General features: G+C 51.3%; 16 protein-coding genes. 7 read left to right on the top strand and 9 right to left on the bottom strand.

Annotated features, from left to right (window positions below; genetic code table 11):
- Positions 1–580: 580 nt before the first annotated feature.
- Entirely contained in the window at positions 581–1621 is a 1041-nt protein-coding gene (locus FD28_RS02005; RefSeq protein ID WP_057732089.1) for an SDR family oxidoreductase, read from the bottom strand.
- A 115-nt stretch (positions 1622–1736) separates the two neighbouring features.
- On the opposite strand from FD28_RS02005, the gene FD28_RS02000 reads away from it, so the two are divergent.
- Entirely contained in the window at positions 1737–2306 is a 570-nt protein-coding gene (locus tag FD28_RS02000) for a TetR/AcrR family transcriptional regulator (RefSeq protein ID WP_057732080.1), read from the top strand.
- Between the two features lie 252 nt (positions 2307–2558).
- Here FD28_RS02000 and FD28_RS01995 read toward each other — a convergent pair whose 3' ends face one another.
- On the bottom strand, positions 2559–3251 hold the full coding sequence (locus FD28_RS01995) for an EAL domain-containing protein (protein ID WP_083478085.1): 693 nt from the start codon (positions 3249–3251) through the stop codon (positions 2559–2561).
- Positions 3252–3347: 96 nt separating this feature from the next.
- On the opposite strand from FD28_RS01995, the gene FD28_RS01990 reads away from it, so the two are divergent.
- Entirely contained in the window at positions 3348–4703 is a 1356-nt protein-coding gene (locus tag FD28_RS01990) for an FAD-dependent oxidoreductase (protein WP_057732078.1), read from the top strand.
- A 510-nt stretch (positions 4704–5213) separates the two neighbouring features.
- Here the strand turns inward: FD28_RS01990 and FD28_RS01980 are convergent.
- A complete protein-coding gene (locus FD28_RS01980) occupies positions 5214–6305 on the bottom strand; it encodes a glycosyltransferase (RefSeq protein WP_057732074.1) in 1092 nt (363 codons plus the stop codon).
- Positions 6306–6457: 152 nt separating this feature from the next.
- On the opposite strand from FD28_RS01980, the gene FD28_RS01975 reads away from it, so the two are divergent.
- Positions 6458–6907 carry a GNAT family N-acetyltransferase gene (locus FD28_RS01975; RefSeq protein WP_057732072.1) on the top strand — a complete coding sequence of 150 codons (450 nt, stop codon included), beginning with the start codon at positions 6458–6460 and terminating at the stop codon, positions 6905–6907.
- 44 nt (positions 6908–6951) lie between these two features.
- Here the strand turns inward: FD28_RS01975 and FD28_RS01970 are convergent, their stop codons facing one another.
- From FD28_RS01970 to FD28_RS01955, 4 genes are all read right to left on the bottom strand, one after another.
- Positions 6952–7425: a GNAT family N-acetyltransferase gene (locus FD28_RS01970; protein WP_057732070.1), complete on the bottom strand. Its 474-nt coding sequence runs from the start codon at positions 7423–7425 to the stop codon at positions 6952–6954.
- Between the two features lie 59 nt (positions 7426–7484).
- Positions 7485–8084 carry an NADPH-dependent F420 reductase gene (locus tag FD28_RS01965; protein WP_057732068.1) on the bottom strand — a complete coding sequence of 200 codons (600 nt, stop codon included), beginning with the start codon at positions 8082–8084 and terminating at the stop codon, positions 7485–7487.
- A 95-nt stretch (positions 8085–8179) separates the two neighbouring features.
- Entirely contained in the window at positions 8180–8872 is a 693-nt protein-coding gene (locus FD28_RS01960; protein WP_235806828.1) for a type 1 glutamine amidotransferase domain-containing protein, read from the bottom strand.
- A complete protein-coding gene (locus FD28_RS01955; protein WP_057732066.1) occupies positions 8857–9192 on the bottom strand; it encodes an ArsR/SmtB family transcription factor in 336 nt (111 codons plus the stop codon). The genes FD28_RS01960 and FD28_RS01955 overlap by 16 nt, the downstream gene beginning before the upstream one ends.
- A gap of 173 nt (positions 9193–9365) precedes the next feature.
- On the opposite strand from FD28_RS01955, the gene FD28_RS01950 reads away from it, so the two are divergent.
- Positions 9366–10379 carry an NADP-dependent oxidoreductase gene (locus FD28_RS01950; protein WP_057732064.1) on the top strand — a complete coding sequence of 338 codons (1014 nt, stop codon included), beginning with the start codon at positions 9366–9368 and terminating at the stop codon, positions 10377–10379.
- 30 nt (positions 10380–10409) lie between these two features.
- Here the strand turns inward: FD28_RS01950 and FD28_RS01945 are convergent, their stop codons facing one another.
- Together FD28_RS01945 and FD28_RS01940 are read right to left on the bottom strand one after the other, a co-directional pair.
- Complete coding sequence (locus tag FD28_RS01945) at positions 10410–11030, bottom strand: GNAT family N-acetyltransferase (RefSeq protein WP_057732062.1); 621 nt, start codon at positions 11028–11030, stop codon at positions 10410–10412.
- Positions 11027–11761: a MerR family transcriptional regulator gene (locus tag FD28_RS01940; RefSeq protein WP_057732059.1), complete on the bottom strand. Its 735-nt coding sequence runs from the start codon at positions 11759–11761 to the stop codon at positions 11027–11029. The genes FD28_RS01945 and FD28_RS01940 overlap by 4 nt, the downstream gene beginning before the upstream one ends.
- A gap of 284 nt (positions 11762–12045) precedes the next feature.
- Between FD28_RS01940 and FD28_RS01935 the strand changes: the two genes are divergently transcribed.
- From FD28_RS01935 to FD28_RS01925, 3 genes are all read left to right on the top strand, one after another.
- Positions 12046–12633 carry a hypothetical protein gene (locus FD28_RS01935; protein WP_057732057.1) on the top strand — a complete coding sequence of 196 codons (588 nt, stop codon included), beginning with the start codon at positions 12046–12048 and terminating at the stop codon, positions 12631–12633.
- Between the two features lie 227 nt (positions 12634–12860).
- Positions 12861–14966 carry a DUF262 domain-containing protein gene (locus tag FD28_RS01930; RefSeq protein WP_057732055.1) on the top strand — a complete coding sequence of 702 codons (2106 nt, stop codon included), beginning with the start codon at positions 12861–12863 and terminating at the stop codon, positions 14964–14966.
- 314 nt (positions 14967–15280) lie between these two features.
- Entirely contained in the window at positions 15281–16447 is a 1167-nt protein-coding gene (locus FD28_RS01925; protein WP_057732053.1) for a DUF2075 domain-containing protein, read from the top strand.

Genomic DNA, 16447 nt, shown 5'->3' with positions numbered 1-16447 from the left:
ACCTCAGGCCTTTCGTGATAAGGGCTGAGGGCTATTTTCGTACTTTCAACCTTTAGCTGTATTGATATAAATTCCCAGCATGCCAATCGGCGCGGGACTCGGCGGATTTTTCACTTGAATAGTCGTCTCCGCGTGAGCCACCAAATTTCTAGTAATCTTGAAACCTTGTTGAACCCCCAAAACAACGGTTATAAATAACAGGGCGATTATAAACCGTCCCACCCTACTTCCCATCATAATAAATGCCCTCTTCCACAATCCTCTCTCATCTACTCTTTATTATTTCTTTTGCGGGATTAGATGTTAATTCACTTTACTAGTCATCGTCCACGCTTTTAATCCCATAATCACGATACCCGCTAGTATATTTATGCCACGCAACTATCTCATTTAACAAGTTCCTAGTATGACTTGTCACCATTTGAAACAAATTTCTTCTTTTTCTACCCACAGTATACATACAATCATCACTAAATACCATTATAAATGTAAATTATTTTTATTATGCTCTAATATAATTTTATTTATAAAAAAAGACGGCCCCCATCCCATTGGTCCGTCTTCATTATTCAATTTACGACTAGCCACGATCCGCAACAATTCCCAGATCCAGCATCGACTGCGCCGTGGCCACAATGGCCGTCTTCGCAGACCGCGGGTGCCAGTCCAGCATCCGCACAGCCTTTTCGTTACTGGTTCCGGCGTATTCACCAACAATTGACGCAATCATCTTCAACTCAGGCTTGACCAACGCTGTCGCCTTAATCACCACATTCGGAATAGTTTTCGTTGGCAGTTTGGCCGCAAATTGGGGGAAAGCTTCCCGCAAAATGGTGGCCACGTCCAGCATCGACAGTGTTTCCCCCGTCGTCGCCAAGAAACGTTCCCCGGCAGCCTGGGGCGCCGTCATCGCCAGAATGTGAAGGCTGGCGACATCCCGCACGTCCACGTAGCCCGAATCCACATGAGGCACGGCCTTAATCTGCCCCTCCAACAACTGACGCACCTGCACGTTGGAGTGTGAATAGTCGCTAGACAGAACCGGTCCCATCACCCCAACTGGGTTCACCGCCGCTAACTCCAGGCCGTTGCCGTGTTCACGAATAAACTGCCACGCCGCCCGTTCCGCTAACGTCTTCGACTTCTGGTACGCATGAACCTTCTTGACCGTGACATCTGACCAGTCCGCCTCGGTGTAGGGGGTGGTCCGGTGATGATGGCCGGCAAACACGGCACCATAGGCCGACGTCAGGACGACCCGCTTGACTCCGGCATCCCGCGCGGCCTTCAAGACCCGCAAGACCCCCTCCACGGCTGGCTGGATCATCTCGTTTTCATCCTTAAATACCCGATTTGGTGTCGGCGAAGCCACGTGAATCGCGTAAGTGGCGCCCCGTAACACCTCCGCCCAGTGTGCGTCGTGCGTCAGATCGGCCTCCGCAAAACTCAACGCGCTAAAATCCGTCACGCCACCATTCGTGAGCATCTCCTTGATCAACGCCGTCTTCTGTAAGGACCGTACCGTGGTCCGAACCGCAAACCCCTGTTGCAACAACTGCAAAATAATATGAACGGCAATAAAGCCACTGCCACCGGTAACCACCACTAATTTCTTTGTCATCATTCATTCACGCTCGCTTTCGTTTCACTTGTAACGTCTGTGCAAGTAGCATACAATGGTGACAACTTAGATTCAAGCAAATCAGACGCATCTCTGACAGAATGGAGGAATTGTCATGGCAGCCACCCAGCACGCACAAAACATCAAGCAGGATTCCCAGAATTACCTGGCAACCGCCCTGCTACAACTCTTAGAAACCAAGGATCTCAGCGACCTAACCGTCACGGCCGTCGTCAAACGGGCCGGGGTGAGCCGCATGGCCTTCTACCGTAATTTCACCACGCTAGCCGATGTCTTGACCGCACACTTTGAGCCGATCATGACCGCCCAATTTGACGACATTTTGGCACACGTTCCGCAAGACCAAAAGCTCGCGGCCCTGGGTGACTTTTTCATGACCCTGGCCCCAACAATGAAACTGGCCGTTGAGCGGGGATTTGAACCAGTCTTCCAGCAAATATTCGAGCAAAATATGCAACGGTTTTACGCGGTTACCATGACCTGGTCCGGCGCTACGGCAACCCAGCAAAAGTACTGGACCCAGTTCATGACGGCCGGCATCTACCGCATCTGGCGCGAATGGTTACTCGGTGGCCAACAGGAATCGCTGACCGAGATCCACGACCTGATCGCCACCTTCCAAACGGCAACGATGGCCGCGCTTCAACAACAAGCGCAGGACTAAGGCTGGCGGCTCTTGTGGGAGGGGTAACCTTAGGCATTGGCGGAGGCATTACAAGTGTCACGTTCAAGCTAAATTGCCCGTTCCTCTGACACCCGGTCCACCATTTGCCTTTCAAAAGCCCATTGCTTAGACCATCCCCCCATTCCGTTTCTCACCGCACAGACGAAAAAAAACGTATCAAAAAAGGTCGTGTCCATCGCTAACAGCGGCGTGGCGCGACCTTAATTTATTTCAATGGGACACATTATGAATTTAGCTCAGACAAGTATCTTGTGGTAGCTTCAACAATTGTGGTTTACTAAAGTAGTACCCCTGCTTCAGTCGAATACCGAGCTTTTTACTTAACCGGTTATCGGCTTGATCTTCAATCCCCTCAAGGACCAGTCGCAAATTATACTCCGCGCTAATGGCATGCCAGAAGTGCAGTTTTTGCAGAATGTGGGGATCCTTGAAGTCCCGATTGAAGTTTTGCAGGGCGAACTTGATCTCAGAGGCCAGTGGCAATAGTTCCTGAACGTCCTTAAAGTAATTATCTCCCGTGCCCACGTCATCCAGAGAAAGTTCCATTCCCTGATCGATGAACCGTTTCAACTGTGGTAACAACTCGGCCATGGTGTATTTCTGCGGGCCATCATCTTCCGTCAGCTCGACCACCAATTTGGTCGGATACAGCTGCTCTTGACTTTTAATAATGGCGTTCGCAATCGACGTCGTCATGAGCTGTTCCCGACTCACATTGACCGAACAATAACGAACCTTAAGTGATAACACTTTGGTCGTATCCACCAGTAAATCCGCAATAATTTGCGGGTCAATGGCCGAGAAAGATTCGGGCAACCGCCAGCCATCAGGGGTAAGTTGTTTCATTAACAGCTCATAACCAAATATCGTTTTAGTGGCCGTGTCAATCTGTGGTTGAACGAAGTACCGATAAATTATTTTCAATAAAAATACCCCCCTAAACGGATGGTTTGCATTAACTATAACATCAGTATACTATAAAAGACTGAAATAAGTTAATCAAAGAAAGGATTAATAGAAATGAAAGTCGTCGTTATTGGCTGCACGCACGCTGGCATTGCTGCGGTAAAACAGATCCTCAAACACTATCCGGAGGCGGACATCACCGTTTTCGAACGCCAGGCGTACATTTCCTATTTATCTTGCGCAACGTATTTACATATTAAAGGAACCGTTCAATCCCTGTCTGACGCCCAATACCAGGAGCCCGACGACTTCATCAACCGCGGTGTCGACCTCGAACTCAATCACGATGTCATTCGTATCGATGCCCACGACCACAGTTTACTGGTTCAAGACCTCACGACCAAAGAAAAAACCACCGCACGTTACGACAAACTGATCATGGCAACGGGGTCCATCACAGCGATCCCCGCAATCCCTGGCATCGAAAATCCCAAGGTGTTGCTCTGCAAGACCTACGATCAGGCCAATAACATCTGCGAGTATACCGCTCAAAAACAAAAAGTGGCCATCATTGGTGGCGGCTACGTCGGTGTGGAACTGGCCGAGGGGTATATCGAATCCGGCCACGAAGTGATTTTGATCCAGCAACCGTCCCACCTCTTAAATGAATACGTGGAACCCGTGATTGCGGAAAAATTGGCGAAATTGTTAACGGAAAAAGGCGTCCAGGTCCTGACGAACACTCGGGTAACGGGTTTTCAAGACACGCCCGACGGCCACTTACTCTTAAATTCCGAAGCGGGTGACTTTGAGGTCGACATGGCCGCCATTAGCGCGGGCATCATCCCCCAAACGGAACTGTTACAGGGACAGGTTGCCATGGCCGCTAACGGCGCCATTATTACCGATGACTACATGCAATCTTCCAATCCCGACATTCTCGCGGCCGGAGATTCAGCCGTCAGTCACTACAATCCGATTAAAACGGTCACCTATGCCCCACTGGTTTCCCACGCCGTTCGCCAGGGTGCCCTAGCTGGTATCAACGTCTTTGAACGCCGCCTACGAACCATTGGTACGCAAATTACGACGGGTATGCTGATCTTTGACCACACGATCGCCTGTACCGGGCTCACGCTGACCCATACGCGCGAAGCCCAACTCAACGCGGCCAGTGTCACCTACACCGGCCCCTATCGCCCAGACTTCATGCCCAACGCCTATCCCATTACGGTCGTCCTCATCTACGACCGCAACAATCGAAAAATTTTAGGCGCCCAGTTGATGTGCGAACACGATGTCTCCCAGGCCGCCAACACGGTCTCGGCCCTCATGCAAAATGGTGGGACGATCGACCAACTGGCCATGCTGGACATGCTGTTCTCGCCCAACTTCAACGATACCTTTAACTACCTGAACTTAGCGGCGCAGAAGGCCGTTGACCAGGAGCAAGGCTACTTACGAACCTAAGCGAAATGATAAAATGCGCTGATCTCTCACGAGACCGGCGCATTTTTTAGTTACCTAACTGATTGCTATTACAGGTAGCCAATCAAGGCTACATTGATCAAGCTGCCGCCTTACCGTTCGCCAAATTTGGGCCGGAACGCGGTGGGCAGGACGGCCAAAGCCTGGGAAGCGGTCTTTGACCTCGCTTTGAGCCGAAAAAATCATCGTCTCAAAGTCGCCATTTTTCAAGCAGCCCACTTGAAAAATCCCATGGCTGGGCCCAAATTTGGCTCACTCACGGCTACTTAAACGATCGCTAATTACAATAGTCCAACGCCGTTATTTTAGCAATTGTTTGAAAATGCCACGACTAAAGCAGGCATACCCGTGAAACCTATCCAAAAACCAACGATCTTAAATCGATTTTAACCCAAATCTGGACGCCACTTCCGCGGTCGCAAGTAGCCTGATGACCGACTTAGGGAGTCCTACCAGACAATGCCATATTTTTAATCTCTCATTATCAATATCCTACGCCGACTGCGTCAGAATGGCCTGCCACTGGCCCATGATTCGGGGCATCTGGAAGTCCTTGATGCGTTCCAGAGAACGGTAGGCGTACTGTTGCCGGAGCACGGGGCTTTCAATCAAGGTGTTGACCGCCTGACTGAGGGCGGCCACGTCCTTAGCCGCCGTTAACAGGCCATGACGCCCCTGTTGGAGATATTCGGCCGAACCCGTATTTTCCATTGCCGCCACCGGCAGGCCAAACGCCATAGCCTCTCCCATGACCAGGGGCATCCCCTCCCAGCGCGATGTCATCACGAAGATGGAGGCCCGCTGATAGTGCTGCCGGAGCGCCTGATCCTGCAACGCCCCGCGATAAAGAATCCGGTGGCTCACGCCGAGTTCGCGTTGAAGCCAATGAAAGGTGGCCATATCGGCCGGTTTGCCGTGACCCGCAATAGCAATTTGCCAATCGCGCGGCAATTGCCGGGCCAGTTCCAGCAGATAATCAATGCCCTTATGCTGGATGTCGATGCGCCCGGTAAAGGCAATCGTGTGACTCTGCAGATCGGCGCGTTGCCCCGCGGCCCTCAGCGTCTGCGGATTGTAAATCTTAACCGTATGGGGATTAAACTGCGCATAGTTGACGAGATCCGAGTCGGTCAGGACCACCACCGTGTCGGCCGCCGTGAGTCCTGCCTGTAATTCCGGCTGCATTTGCACGTAGTACTGGTCGAAATAGGTTCTGAAATTGTTATGGATCCAGGCAATCACGTTCATTCGGGGGAAACTAGCCTTAATGGCTGGTGCAAAGCTGACCAAAAGACCGCCTGGCAACACCACGCAGTCGTAATGGCCCGTGGCCAACGTGGCCAGCAAATCTCGTAATTGCGGCTGGTAGACGTCGAGTGGCCGGTCCCCAAAGTAATTGGTCACGGTCGGCGCTACCGGATGCGGGGCCACCAGCAGCGGGGCCTGTAACGGGTAAAATGCGGGCGTTTGCGCCAAGGAATAATAAGCGACATCCGCCTGTTGGGCCAGCTCGTTCCCCACGACCGTGGTCACCCGTTTGAGGCCGCCCATGATGAGATTTTCAATCACAATTAGAATTTTCACTACCATCACACCTCTTTTCCGCTTAGAATGGCCCGATTATAGGGCACCCCCGCCGAATTTAACGGGCATACGGGCGAGAAAGGTCGTTGACCTACCCAATGTCGGTCGCGGGCCTTATACTGGTCTTAAATCCAAGAAAAGAGGCATCTCGCTTGATTACCTATCACTTACTGACCCCTCACAGTCCCGAATGGTCAACGGCGGCCACACAGATCGGTGCCATCGATTGGCCCGCTGGCGCGCATCTGGCCAAGCTCATGCAAACGGCGACATGGCAGCCCTGGGAACGCGTTATTTACGCCACTAACGACGCTAAAATGGCCGGCTTCTGCGCCCTGCTGGCCGAAGATATTGTGCCCGATACGCCATACACCCCCTTCGTCAGCTCGGTTTACGTGAACCCGGCTAACCGCGGCCAGGGGATCAGCCTGCGACTCGTGCAGGAAGCGGAGAAAGCGGCTCAGGCCGCCGACATCGACGGGCTCTACATCGTGACCCGCCACGTGGGCCTTTATGAACATCTCGATTACGAGCTGGTCGATCGGCGGAACGATCGCTTTGGCCGTTTGAACCGGATCTTGTATAAGTCCCTTAATGCCTAAAAAAAGAGCCAACCGGGTTATTTAACGCGGTTGGTTCTTTTAGCTTATAAGGCTTGTGTGAGAATGATCTGTTCGCCGTAAGTCCCATAGCCACGACGCCCGGTATCGATGTACCCGACTTTCGCATATAACTTTTGTGCGGGCAGATTTCCATGATCTACGGCTAACGTGAGCTCAGTTGCTGCCGGATACCGCTGCCGAACAAATGCCGGTAACAAGGTTAACGCCATTGCGGCGAACCCCCGTCCTCGTTGCGTTTCCGCAATTGACAGTGACCGAATCAGAACGGCGGTCGCAGGATCCGCACCCACCTCTTGAACATCAGCGCCCGTAATTAACACCAAAAAACCCACCATTTCGGTCGCGTTCAAAACCATCAGCGGTAGCCGCCGATCATCGTCCCGTGCTATAGCGAGGGCCTGTTGTGGCGTTGCCGTGAAGGTTGGGTCTTCTAGCGGGTACGCGGCGACTCTCGCCCGATCTTCACGATTGTCTTGATAGTTGACTAAAGTTAACATGACCGGACCTCCTCAAAAACGGCTCATCGTGAGCGCTTATTTTGCCTGAAACAGACGACCTAAATATGCTCATCCAGTTGGACAAATGCCGTGTGTCCCAGGCCGCCACCGACCTGCATGACACTTCCGCCGTGCCGCAGCTTCCCCAGATTAACTGGTCGAAAGTTGAGCGGCTTAACCAGTGCCGCAAAGGTCTTTTTCGCCTCCCGATCGTCACCCGCGTAGAACAGCACGCGTCGACCGGGACCGTCCACTTTACCCGTCATAAGTTCGTGGGGTAAGGTGTTAAAGGCCTTAATCACGCGCGCATTGTTGGCAGCCGCCGCCACGACCTCACTTCCCGTCAGTGGGCGCGTGTCGATCTTCTTAAAGTCGGCGGTAAACTGATTGGTCACATCCACCACGATCCGTTGTTGATAGTCGGCGACCTGCCGCAACACATCGGGGACAATGCTAAACGGCACGGCTACAATGACCAGCGGCTGTTGTAAGGCCGCCGCGACCTCGCCAAACTGAACGTTGGCCGCAAACTCATCCCGCCGTTCGGCCAAGCTAGCGGCACCGCCCGCATGACTGAGCAAGATTTCATTGTCACCACGACTGAACGTCTGCGTTAAAATCGTGCCCACCGTTCCAGAACCTACAACGCCAATTTCCATCTAAACCACCCTTTCGCTGAAGCTTATAGGATTAAGTCTACGAGAGTTGGGCGCCGAAGAGAAGCGATTTGCTTGGCAGCTGTCGATCTTTTCAGTTACGCCAGGTTCTTCATCAACAGCCGCGCGACCGCCTTGGCCGAGAAGGGATTCTGGCCCGTGATCAATTGCCCATCCTGAATGGCGTACTCGCGGTAGGCCCGGCGCTTGTTGAAGTGTGCGCCCCGTTTTTCCGCAGCGGCTTGATTAAAGAACGGCACCACGGCTTTCTTTCCCGCCAGCCACTCTTCGCTCTTGGTAAAACCGGTAATTTCACGGCCGGCGATGAGATAGTCCCCCGCGGCCGTCTTGATATTCAGCAGACCCGCAATCCCATGGCAAACGGACGTGACGAAACCACCGTTAGCGTAGATTTTAGCCGCAATCTGCTGCAAGGGTTGGTTATCCGGGAAGTCCCACATGACACCGTGCCCGCCGGCATAGTAGATCGCGGCGTACGCCTCCGGATCAACCTGATTGGGCGCCAGCGAAGCGGTCAACGCGCGTTGCTGAAAATCGGCGGTTTCGTAAAATTGCATGATCTCCGCATCGGTATACTTCATGCTCCGCGGGTCCAAGGGAACGAAGCCGCCCCGTGGACTCACGTAGTCCACCTGCACCCCGGCCTGCTGCAGGATTAGTGCAAACTCGGTGGCCTCACCCAACCACAAACCGGTGGGATCATTCGTTTCCCCGTAACGCGTCGTGTTGGTGAGGACGATTAAAACCTTTTTCTTCATTGACGATTGCATGCCATGACCTCCGTGATGTGATCCAAAAGCGTCTTCAACTGATCAATTTCTTTCGTTTGGTGCGTCAAGTAGTAGAAATTCTTCGTGCCCTCGCGGCGATAATCCACGAGCCTAGCGTCCTTCAAGATCTTCAAGTGATGGGAAATCGCGGGACGGGACAAGCCCGTCACCCCCACCAAATCCGTCACCTGTAAGCCTTGATGAATCACCTTTTCATCGAGCAGCGCCACGATGATGTTCTGCCGTTTTTGGTCCCCAATAGCGATTAAAAAGTCACTGGACCGTGTGAATTCGTGTTTTAATTTCGTTAAATTTGCCAAGATAGCCTCACCTGTCGTTCAATATTTTAAACCATTAAACCACATAAAAACGCGCCTGTCAATCCTGATGGTCTAGGATTTATCAACGTGATTTATTCGTTGACATTTTTAAACCAATCCACTAACATACAGCTTAATCGTTTAAAAATTTCAACGGAAAGAAGTTTTCACTCATGACATCATCCATGCAAGCTGCGCAAATTACCCACTATCACCAAACGACCCCTACCCTTCAGACCATTCCGATCCCCACACCGCGAGATCACGAGGTGCTGGTTAAAATCAAGGCGGCCAGCATTAACCCGATTGATCTTAAAACCATGGCCGGCGGGTTGAAGTTACTCCTAACCTACCCGATGCCACTCACGATTGGCAGTGATTTTGCCGGCGAAGTCGTTGCGGTGGGCAAGCGGGTCACGCAATTTAAGGTGGGGGACGCCGTCTACGGCCGGCCCCAGAAGAATCACATCGGTACCTTCGCCGACTATATCGCGGTGGCGACCGCCGACATTGCCCTGATGCCGCGACACCTCACCTATCAGGAGGCCGCCGCAATCCCCCTCGTCGGCCTGACCAGCTACCAGGCCCTACACGACCTCATGCACCTGACTCCCGGCCAAAAAGTTTTGATCCAGGGTGGCGCTGGCGGCATTGGGACCATTGCCATCCCCCTCGCCAAACGAATGGGGGCCTACGTCGCCACCACGGCCAGCCGCAAGAACTTTGAGCTCGTCACCTGCCTGGGAGCCGACCGCGCGATTGACTACCATACGGAAGACTTCGCCGAAACGCTAACCGACTACGATGCGGTCTTTGACACGCGCGGCGGTACGACACTGGAACAGGCCTTCCGAGTGGTTAAGCCCGGCGGCACGGTTGTCAGCGTTTCTGGACTGCCGACCGCCAAATTTGCCAAGGATTACGGCTTACCGCACTGGAAGCGTGCGCTCTTTGCTCTGGCCGCCCACAAACTCACGCGACTGGCCCGGCAGACCAAGACGCGCTACCACTTCCTCTTCATGACCCCCAGTGGCCGACAGTTGCAAGTACTCACGGATTTGATTGAACAAGACGCCTGGCATCCCACCATTGATCGCACCTTCCCGCTGAGCCAGGTGGATCAAGCCCTGGCACACGCCCGTGGCGGCCATGCACGCGGCAAAATCATTCTTAATATTGGGGAATAATCGCCAAATCAAAAACGCCCGCCACACCAGTTAGACCTGGATGGTAGGCGTTTTAAATTGAGGCGCTACTGACCACTGCATTTCCGACCATTCCGTAAAGCCAAACCACCACTGCGTGAGCTGACTTTGCTGCGTTCGCGCCTCACAAAATCCCAATTTCTGGTAAAGCTGATACGCCGTGCGGTTGGCCGTGACCACGCTGAGCGAAAGTCGCGTACATCGCCGCTGACAAAAGCGTAACAGCGCCGTCCCAATGCCGTGCCCACGTTGTGCTGGCGCCACCGCCACAAAATCAATGTAAATGCTGTCTGCGGGCACTGGTTGATCTAGCAACCCCAGAAATAGTAACAACCTAAGACGATCGCGCCAAGGCAGAGTCTGCCCCAGACGATGCAAGAAAGTATGGTAACCGAGAGCTTTTTTCCCATCATTGAGTAATAAGCAGCCATTGAGATGTCCTCCTTGAATAGAAACTACGAGATTCTGCCGACAAAACTGTTGGAGATATTCCCCGATCAAGCGACTTCCTGCCTGAGCGGTGGTCGCTGTGAAGCCGAACTTCATAAATTTTCCATGAAACCCCTGCTGAAATAACTGGCCCAGTGCGACCGCATCCAGCCGGTGTACCCGAGACGCCCACATGATCGTCATCGCAACCGCACCTCCAGGGTATAGATTACTTCCTGGCTGTAAACTAGCGACAAGCCCAGGTTTTCGTAAATCAGCAGGTCCGGTTGCTGGGCCAGCTGTAACAGCGGATCCTGTAAGAAGACCGTTACGGCCTGTGAAATATCATCGGCGTCTGCGACCGCTATCTGTTTGACCGCGTACGTTCCGGCTGGCAACGTCCAATCCCCCGCCCGTTCTGTCTGTTGACCGGTCATGACGGCTTGTCCCGGTGCTTTAAAGTAAATGACGGGATCGAGCTGGTGTAACTGTCCCCGTTCTCCCAGGGATTGGGCATTCCGGATTTCCAGTTGATCGACGGCCTCGGGCGATAATCTCCGAAAGTGACGTTCGGGACGTTCCTGGAAGAGGAGGGTGTTCAGCGGCGCCTTTTGCTGGAGATCCAGTAACTCCGTAATCGTCTGCTGCGTCGCTTGCAACTGTTGAATCTGTTGGGTCACCCGTGTCTGCAAATTCTGCAGTTCGGCGGTCACGTCTGTCTGCGCCAATAATTCATGAATCTTGGGCAACGCATAGCCCAGTTGCCGTAAAAAGCGAATGTAATAAAGCTGGTACAGTTGGTGCTGGTCGAAGAGCTGATAGCCAGCTGCGGTGGTTCGGGTGGGCACCACCAGTCCGATATCCAGATAATGGCGCAACGTGCTTTTCTTAACGCCACCCAAGTCGGCCAATTGGCCACTGGTAAATTCTGCCATTTTCAGATCCCCCTAATGTTTAAGTGATGTGTTCATCATAAACCGTGTGGTAACCACACGGTCAAGCGGAAATGTTAAAAACGACAAAAAAACTGAATTTTTCAGAACTTTTGAGTTTCTGAAAAATCCAGTTTTTAAGTTATATTCAGGTCTCCTTTTTAACGGGTTTATATTTAATTTATTATGATTTACTTTGATTGACATCTGGTTGATAAAAGTAGATACTGCTAATCAAAGTAATATAGTTAACGGTAATAATTAATTTTATGAAAGGGGAATCCACCATGTTACGACAGATTGAAGCGGTTGTTTGTGGGTTATTAATGGTCGCTTCAATGGGCGCTGCCTTGCTAACAGGATCAGCGTTGCAGACACAAGCCGCTCATAAGCTCAGTAAGGTGCCGGTTTCAATTAAAGGTAATTGGTTTATCGATCATGACCATATGGGGAAATTTAATCATGGCAAGGTCGTCACGATGCACTTTACCAGCAAGTATGCCGACACGCACTTGTGGAACAGTCAACGTTTGACGCTCAAACAAGATAAAGCCCGGCATCGACTTTCGAAAAAGGCCGTTAAGTTAGTCACGAGACAGCCCAAGCCGTCTCAGTTCATGTTGGAACACGTCGGTAAATCACAGTGGAATCGCTATTCCATCACCCGGTCTAAAAATGGCCAGACAAAATACATCACCGATCATTATTGGGTCCATGCTCCCGTAATTGGCGGGATTAGGGTGAATGATCACTTGTACACTTGGCGAACAACCGCGAGCCACCGATTCAATACGCAGCCGTTACGCGGCAAGCATGCCATTGTGTCTTGGAAAATGCTCAAAAGTCAGGGAACTTGGTACATTAAGACGCCGTAAACTGGCCTTAGTACTCATTAAAACTGACTACTTCTCACGCCAAACACCGCGGCTACCCACACTAAAAATCAGAGATCGGTCTCACTCAGACAACCTTGCGTGGCCCCTAGAAAGCGACGTATGAATCCCTCATTATGCCGCCAATTTTTCTTCAACCCGCTTGCTAGACACCATTTATCCCTAACTCTTAATTCCAATCCAACTCTTAAAATAAGACCTATAAGGAGATGGCCAAATTGCAAGGTAACCCACAGTTTATTGTTCCGGAAGTCATCCAGAATACCAAAAAGATTAACATTCCCATCTATCAACGCCGCTACAGTTGGGGAATTGAACAGATTCAGCGACTCGTAGACGACATGGTCATGGCTCATGACCAACAACTCAAACAGTATTTTATTGGGAGCTTAATTCTCGATACCACTCAAGCCAACATTTCAGAGGTCTCCGTCATCGATGGCCAACAGCGCCTGACCACGATTTCGTTGTTCCTCATCGCTTTACGTGACGCGATGACCGCCACCGATCCCGAAACGAGTCAGATGATTAACGATAGATTCCTTATTGATCGCTACGATCACACCTCGCTCCACCATAACCGGTTGAATCCCGTCAAAGGGGATGCCGCGCAGTACATAGACGTCTTGCTTCACGGGGACGACGCCCAGCCTTCATTGTTCCAGGCCAACTATCACTATTTTAAGACGATGCTCAGCACGAGTGACACTTCTGCCAGTGACTGGTTTGCGCTACTGCAATCGCAGCTACAAACGATGGTGATTACCGTTCAACCAGGGGACGATGCCCAGCTCATTTTTGAAAGTTTGAATTCAACCGGCTTGAGTCTGACGGAAGCCGATAAAATCCGTAACTACCTCCTGATGAGCCTCTCAAATGAGGAACAGGCTAAGGCTTTCGAAACGTGGCAAGCGATTGAGAAGATCGTTCACCCCGAAAATGTGCCTAATTTCTACCGACACTACCTCACCTCACTGGCGCGCTCTTCAAAGCCCGTCAAGAAGGGGAAGATCTACATTGATTATCGCCAGTACATCGGGTTACAACCGAACTTCGACCGTTACACCGAACTCAAGCATGAAAAAGATATTGCGCAGACTTACGCCCAGATTCAGTTCCCCTACAATTATAATTTTGACGATCCCCAGACCCAGCAACTTCTAATCCGGTTGTCACATTTAAAAATGGATGTGATGATGCCCTATCTCCTTCAAGTGTTTAATCACGAGCAAAAAGAAGAGCTTACGGCGGCGTCCTTAAATGAAGTGCTCGCAACCCTTCTCTCATATCTGGCTCGTCGCTTATTCGTGGGTATTCCCAGTACCGGGCTTAACAATTTCTTCGCCTCACTCGACCGACAAGTCATGCGTTTAAGTCACAATCAATCCGTGGCCTATGACGTCGCTCTAAAGGCCGTCTTAACTCACGCCGTCAAGGAAAACAAAATCTTCCCGACCAACGCTGAAGTTTTGCAAGCCTTGAACACCAAGGACTATTACCACATTCGTACCGAGTCCTTCTGGTTTATCCTGAACGAACTGAATAACGTTCATGGTGAGTCCCAAGATCTATTTACCAAATCTGAGAATGGCAGTTATTCCATCGAACACATCATGCCGCAAACTCTCAGCACGGCCTGGAAGAAAGAACTCGGCCCTGACTGGCATGATATTCAGTTGACGTGGCTTAACCGGTTGGCTAATTTAACACTGACTGGCTTCAACTCCCAAATGAGTAATCACACCTTCGCGGAAAAACGCGATGCCCCGGATGGCTACCACGACTCTGGTATTCGACTTAACCAGGAACTGGCCAGACTGACGAAATGGGACACCGATAGCCTTAAGTCCCGTCAAGCCGATTTGTACCAACGTATCTTAGCCGTTTGGCCCGTGCCCGATGTCTCCGATCTGAGTATCGAAAGTACCGACTGGACGAGTTTAGAAGATATTGATCCCAAGGGCCGAAAACCCATCTCGTTTAAATTCCACCAGCAGCCCAGCCAACCCGTTAAGAGTTGGAAAGAACTATACAATGCGCTCGCCAATCAACTATGGTTAAACAATCCCGCCGCCTTCTTTCAAATGGCCAATGACGACCATGAGTGGCTAATCAAGTATGCTTCAGAAGTTGACACGTCTGACTATCGCAAGCTATCAGCAGTTAGTGATGAGCAGACCATTAGCATCTTTAATGGCAACTCTTCGGCCTCAGAACGCAAAAAATACTTGCAGCGACTACTCAACGCAAGCGATGATTCACTCAGCAGTATTACCGTCAGACTGGCGCAATCGGAGCCAGTTGCCTCACACTAATTGGCCACAGAAAATGAAGCGCTGATTTAAAATGGCCTGCGTTGTTTCACATGAAACATCCTAGCACGCTCGGTTCAAAGGTGCCCTCATTCGTGACTATTCACCGCCACAAGCCAGCACCTCCCCCCAAAAAAAGATAAGATATATCGCCGGCTAATCCACCCGTATATCTTATTTTTTCGCCTCAACCACCGGAAGTTTTCCCGATTTTTCAAGCAAGCCGTCCTGTAACTGCTATAATAACAATAGCTTTTTTCTGTAGGCGACCAGGCTACGTGGACCGCCAAAATAACGAATAGCATAGGAGTTACAGGATGAATAAAATTTTAAAGGCACAATTCTTCGTTGATGATCTGTCGGACGACCAAAAGTCCGTGATCACCAACATGAATGCCTATATCAAGCAGGGCCTGACGGGGAAACAGTCTTCTGTTGCCATCATTGAAGGTGCCGCGGGTACCGGTAAGTCAGTCGTTTTGATGGAGCTGGTGCGTCAGTACATGACCGACAAGCGCTACAAGACCTCGCTGGTCGTAAACCACCCCGAATTGTACAAGGCTTACCAGGACCTGGCCGAGTCCATTCCGAACATGAAGGTCAAGGACATTCGCCGGCCCACTTCACTGATCAATTACGCCCAAAAGAACCACAAGCAGTACGACATCATTTTTGTTGATGAGGCCCACCTACTCTACTCCAAGTCAGAACCCTACGCGCACTACCGCGGGCAGAACCAGCTGACGGATCTGATGAATTTGGCCAAGGTCGTCGTGGTCGTGTACGACTTTGAACAAGTCTTCCAGTCCAAGATGTACTGGGATAAGGACCTGCTCTACAAAACCATTGGTAACCATCCTCACAAGCTGTTCAACATGAACTTCCAATACCGGATGGTTGCCAGCGATGAACAGGTGGCTTGGATGGACGACCTCACTGCCGAAAAGCCCCTGAAACCGTTCCCCGACAACAGTGATTTCGAATTTAAACTATTCGATACCGCTGGTGAACTTTTTGAAAATATCAAGAAGCGAAACAAAGAGTTCGGCATGAGCCGCGTTGTCGCCACTTCCGGTTTCCCCCGGATCGATGGCCGACACAACGTTGAGATGGATACCTTCAGTCTTCCGTGGGACGAGTGGGACCCGCAACGGACTCACTGGGCCAAGCGAGAAGGCTCGATTACTCAAGTGGGGACGATCTACACGCTGCAAGGCTTTGACCTGAACTACGTGGGCATGATCATTGGCCCTTCGTTCGGCTACGATCCCCAAACGGATACCATGACCGTCATCCCCGAAAAGTACTCCCACAAGGAAGTCTTCAAGAAACGTAAGGATATGACCTTCACCCGCGACGAGTACAAGGCGTTTATCGCCAATGTCTTGAACGTGCTGATCAAACGGGGCAAGTACGGCCTGTATCTGACAGCCTACGATGATGCATTACGGAAACGGCTACTGGAATTGGGTCAGGAAAACTAG

The organism is Levilactobacillus hammesii DSM 16381 (assembly GCF_001434395.1).
Taxonomy (GTDB): Bacteria; Bacillota; Bacilli; order Lactobacillales; family Lactobacillaceae; genus Levilactobacillus; species Levilactobacillus hammesii.
This window is presented reverse-complemented; position numbering and strand designations above follow the sequence as displayed.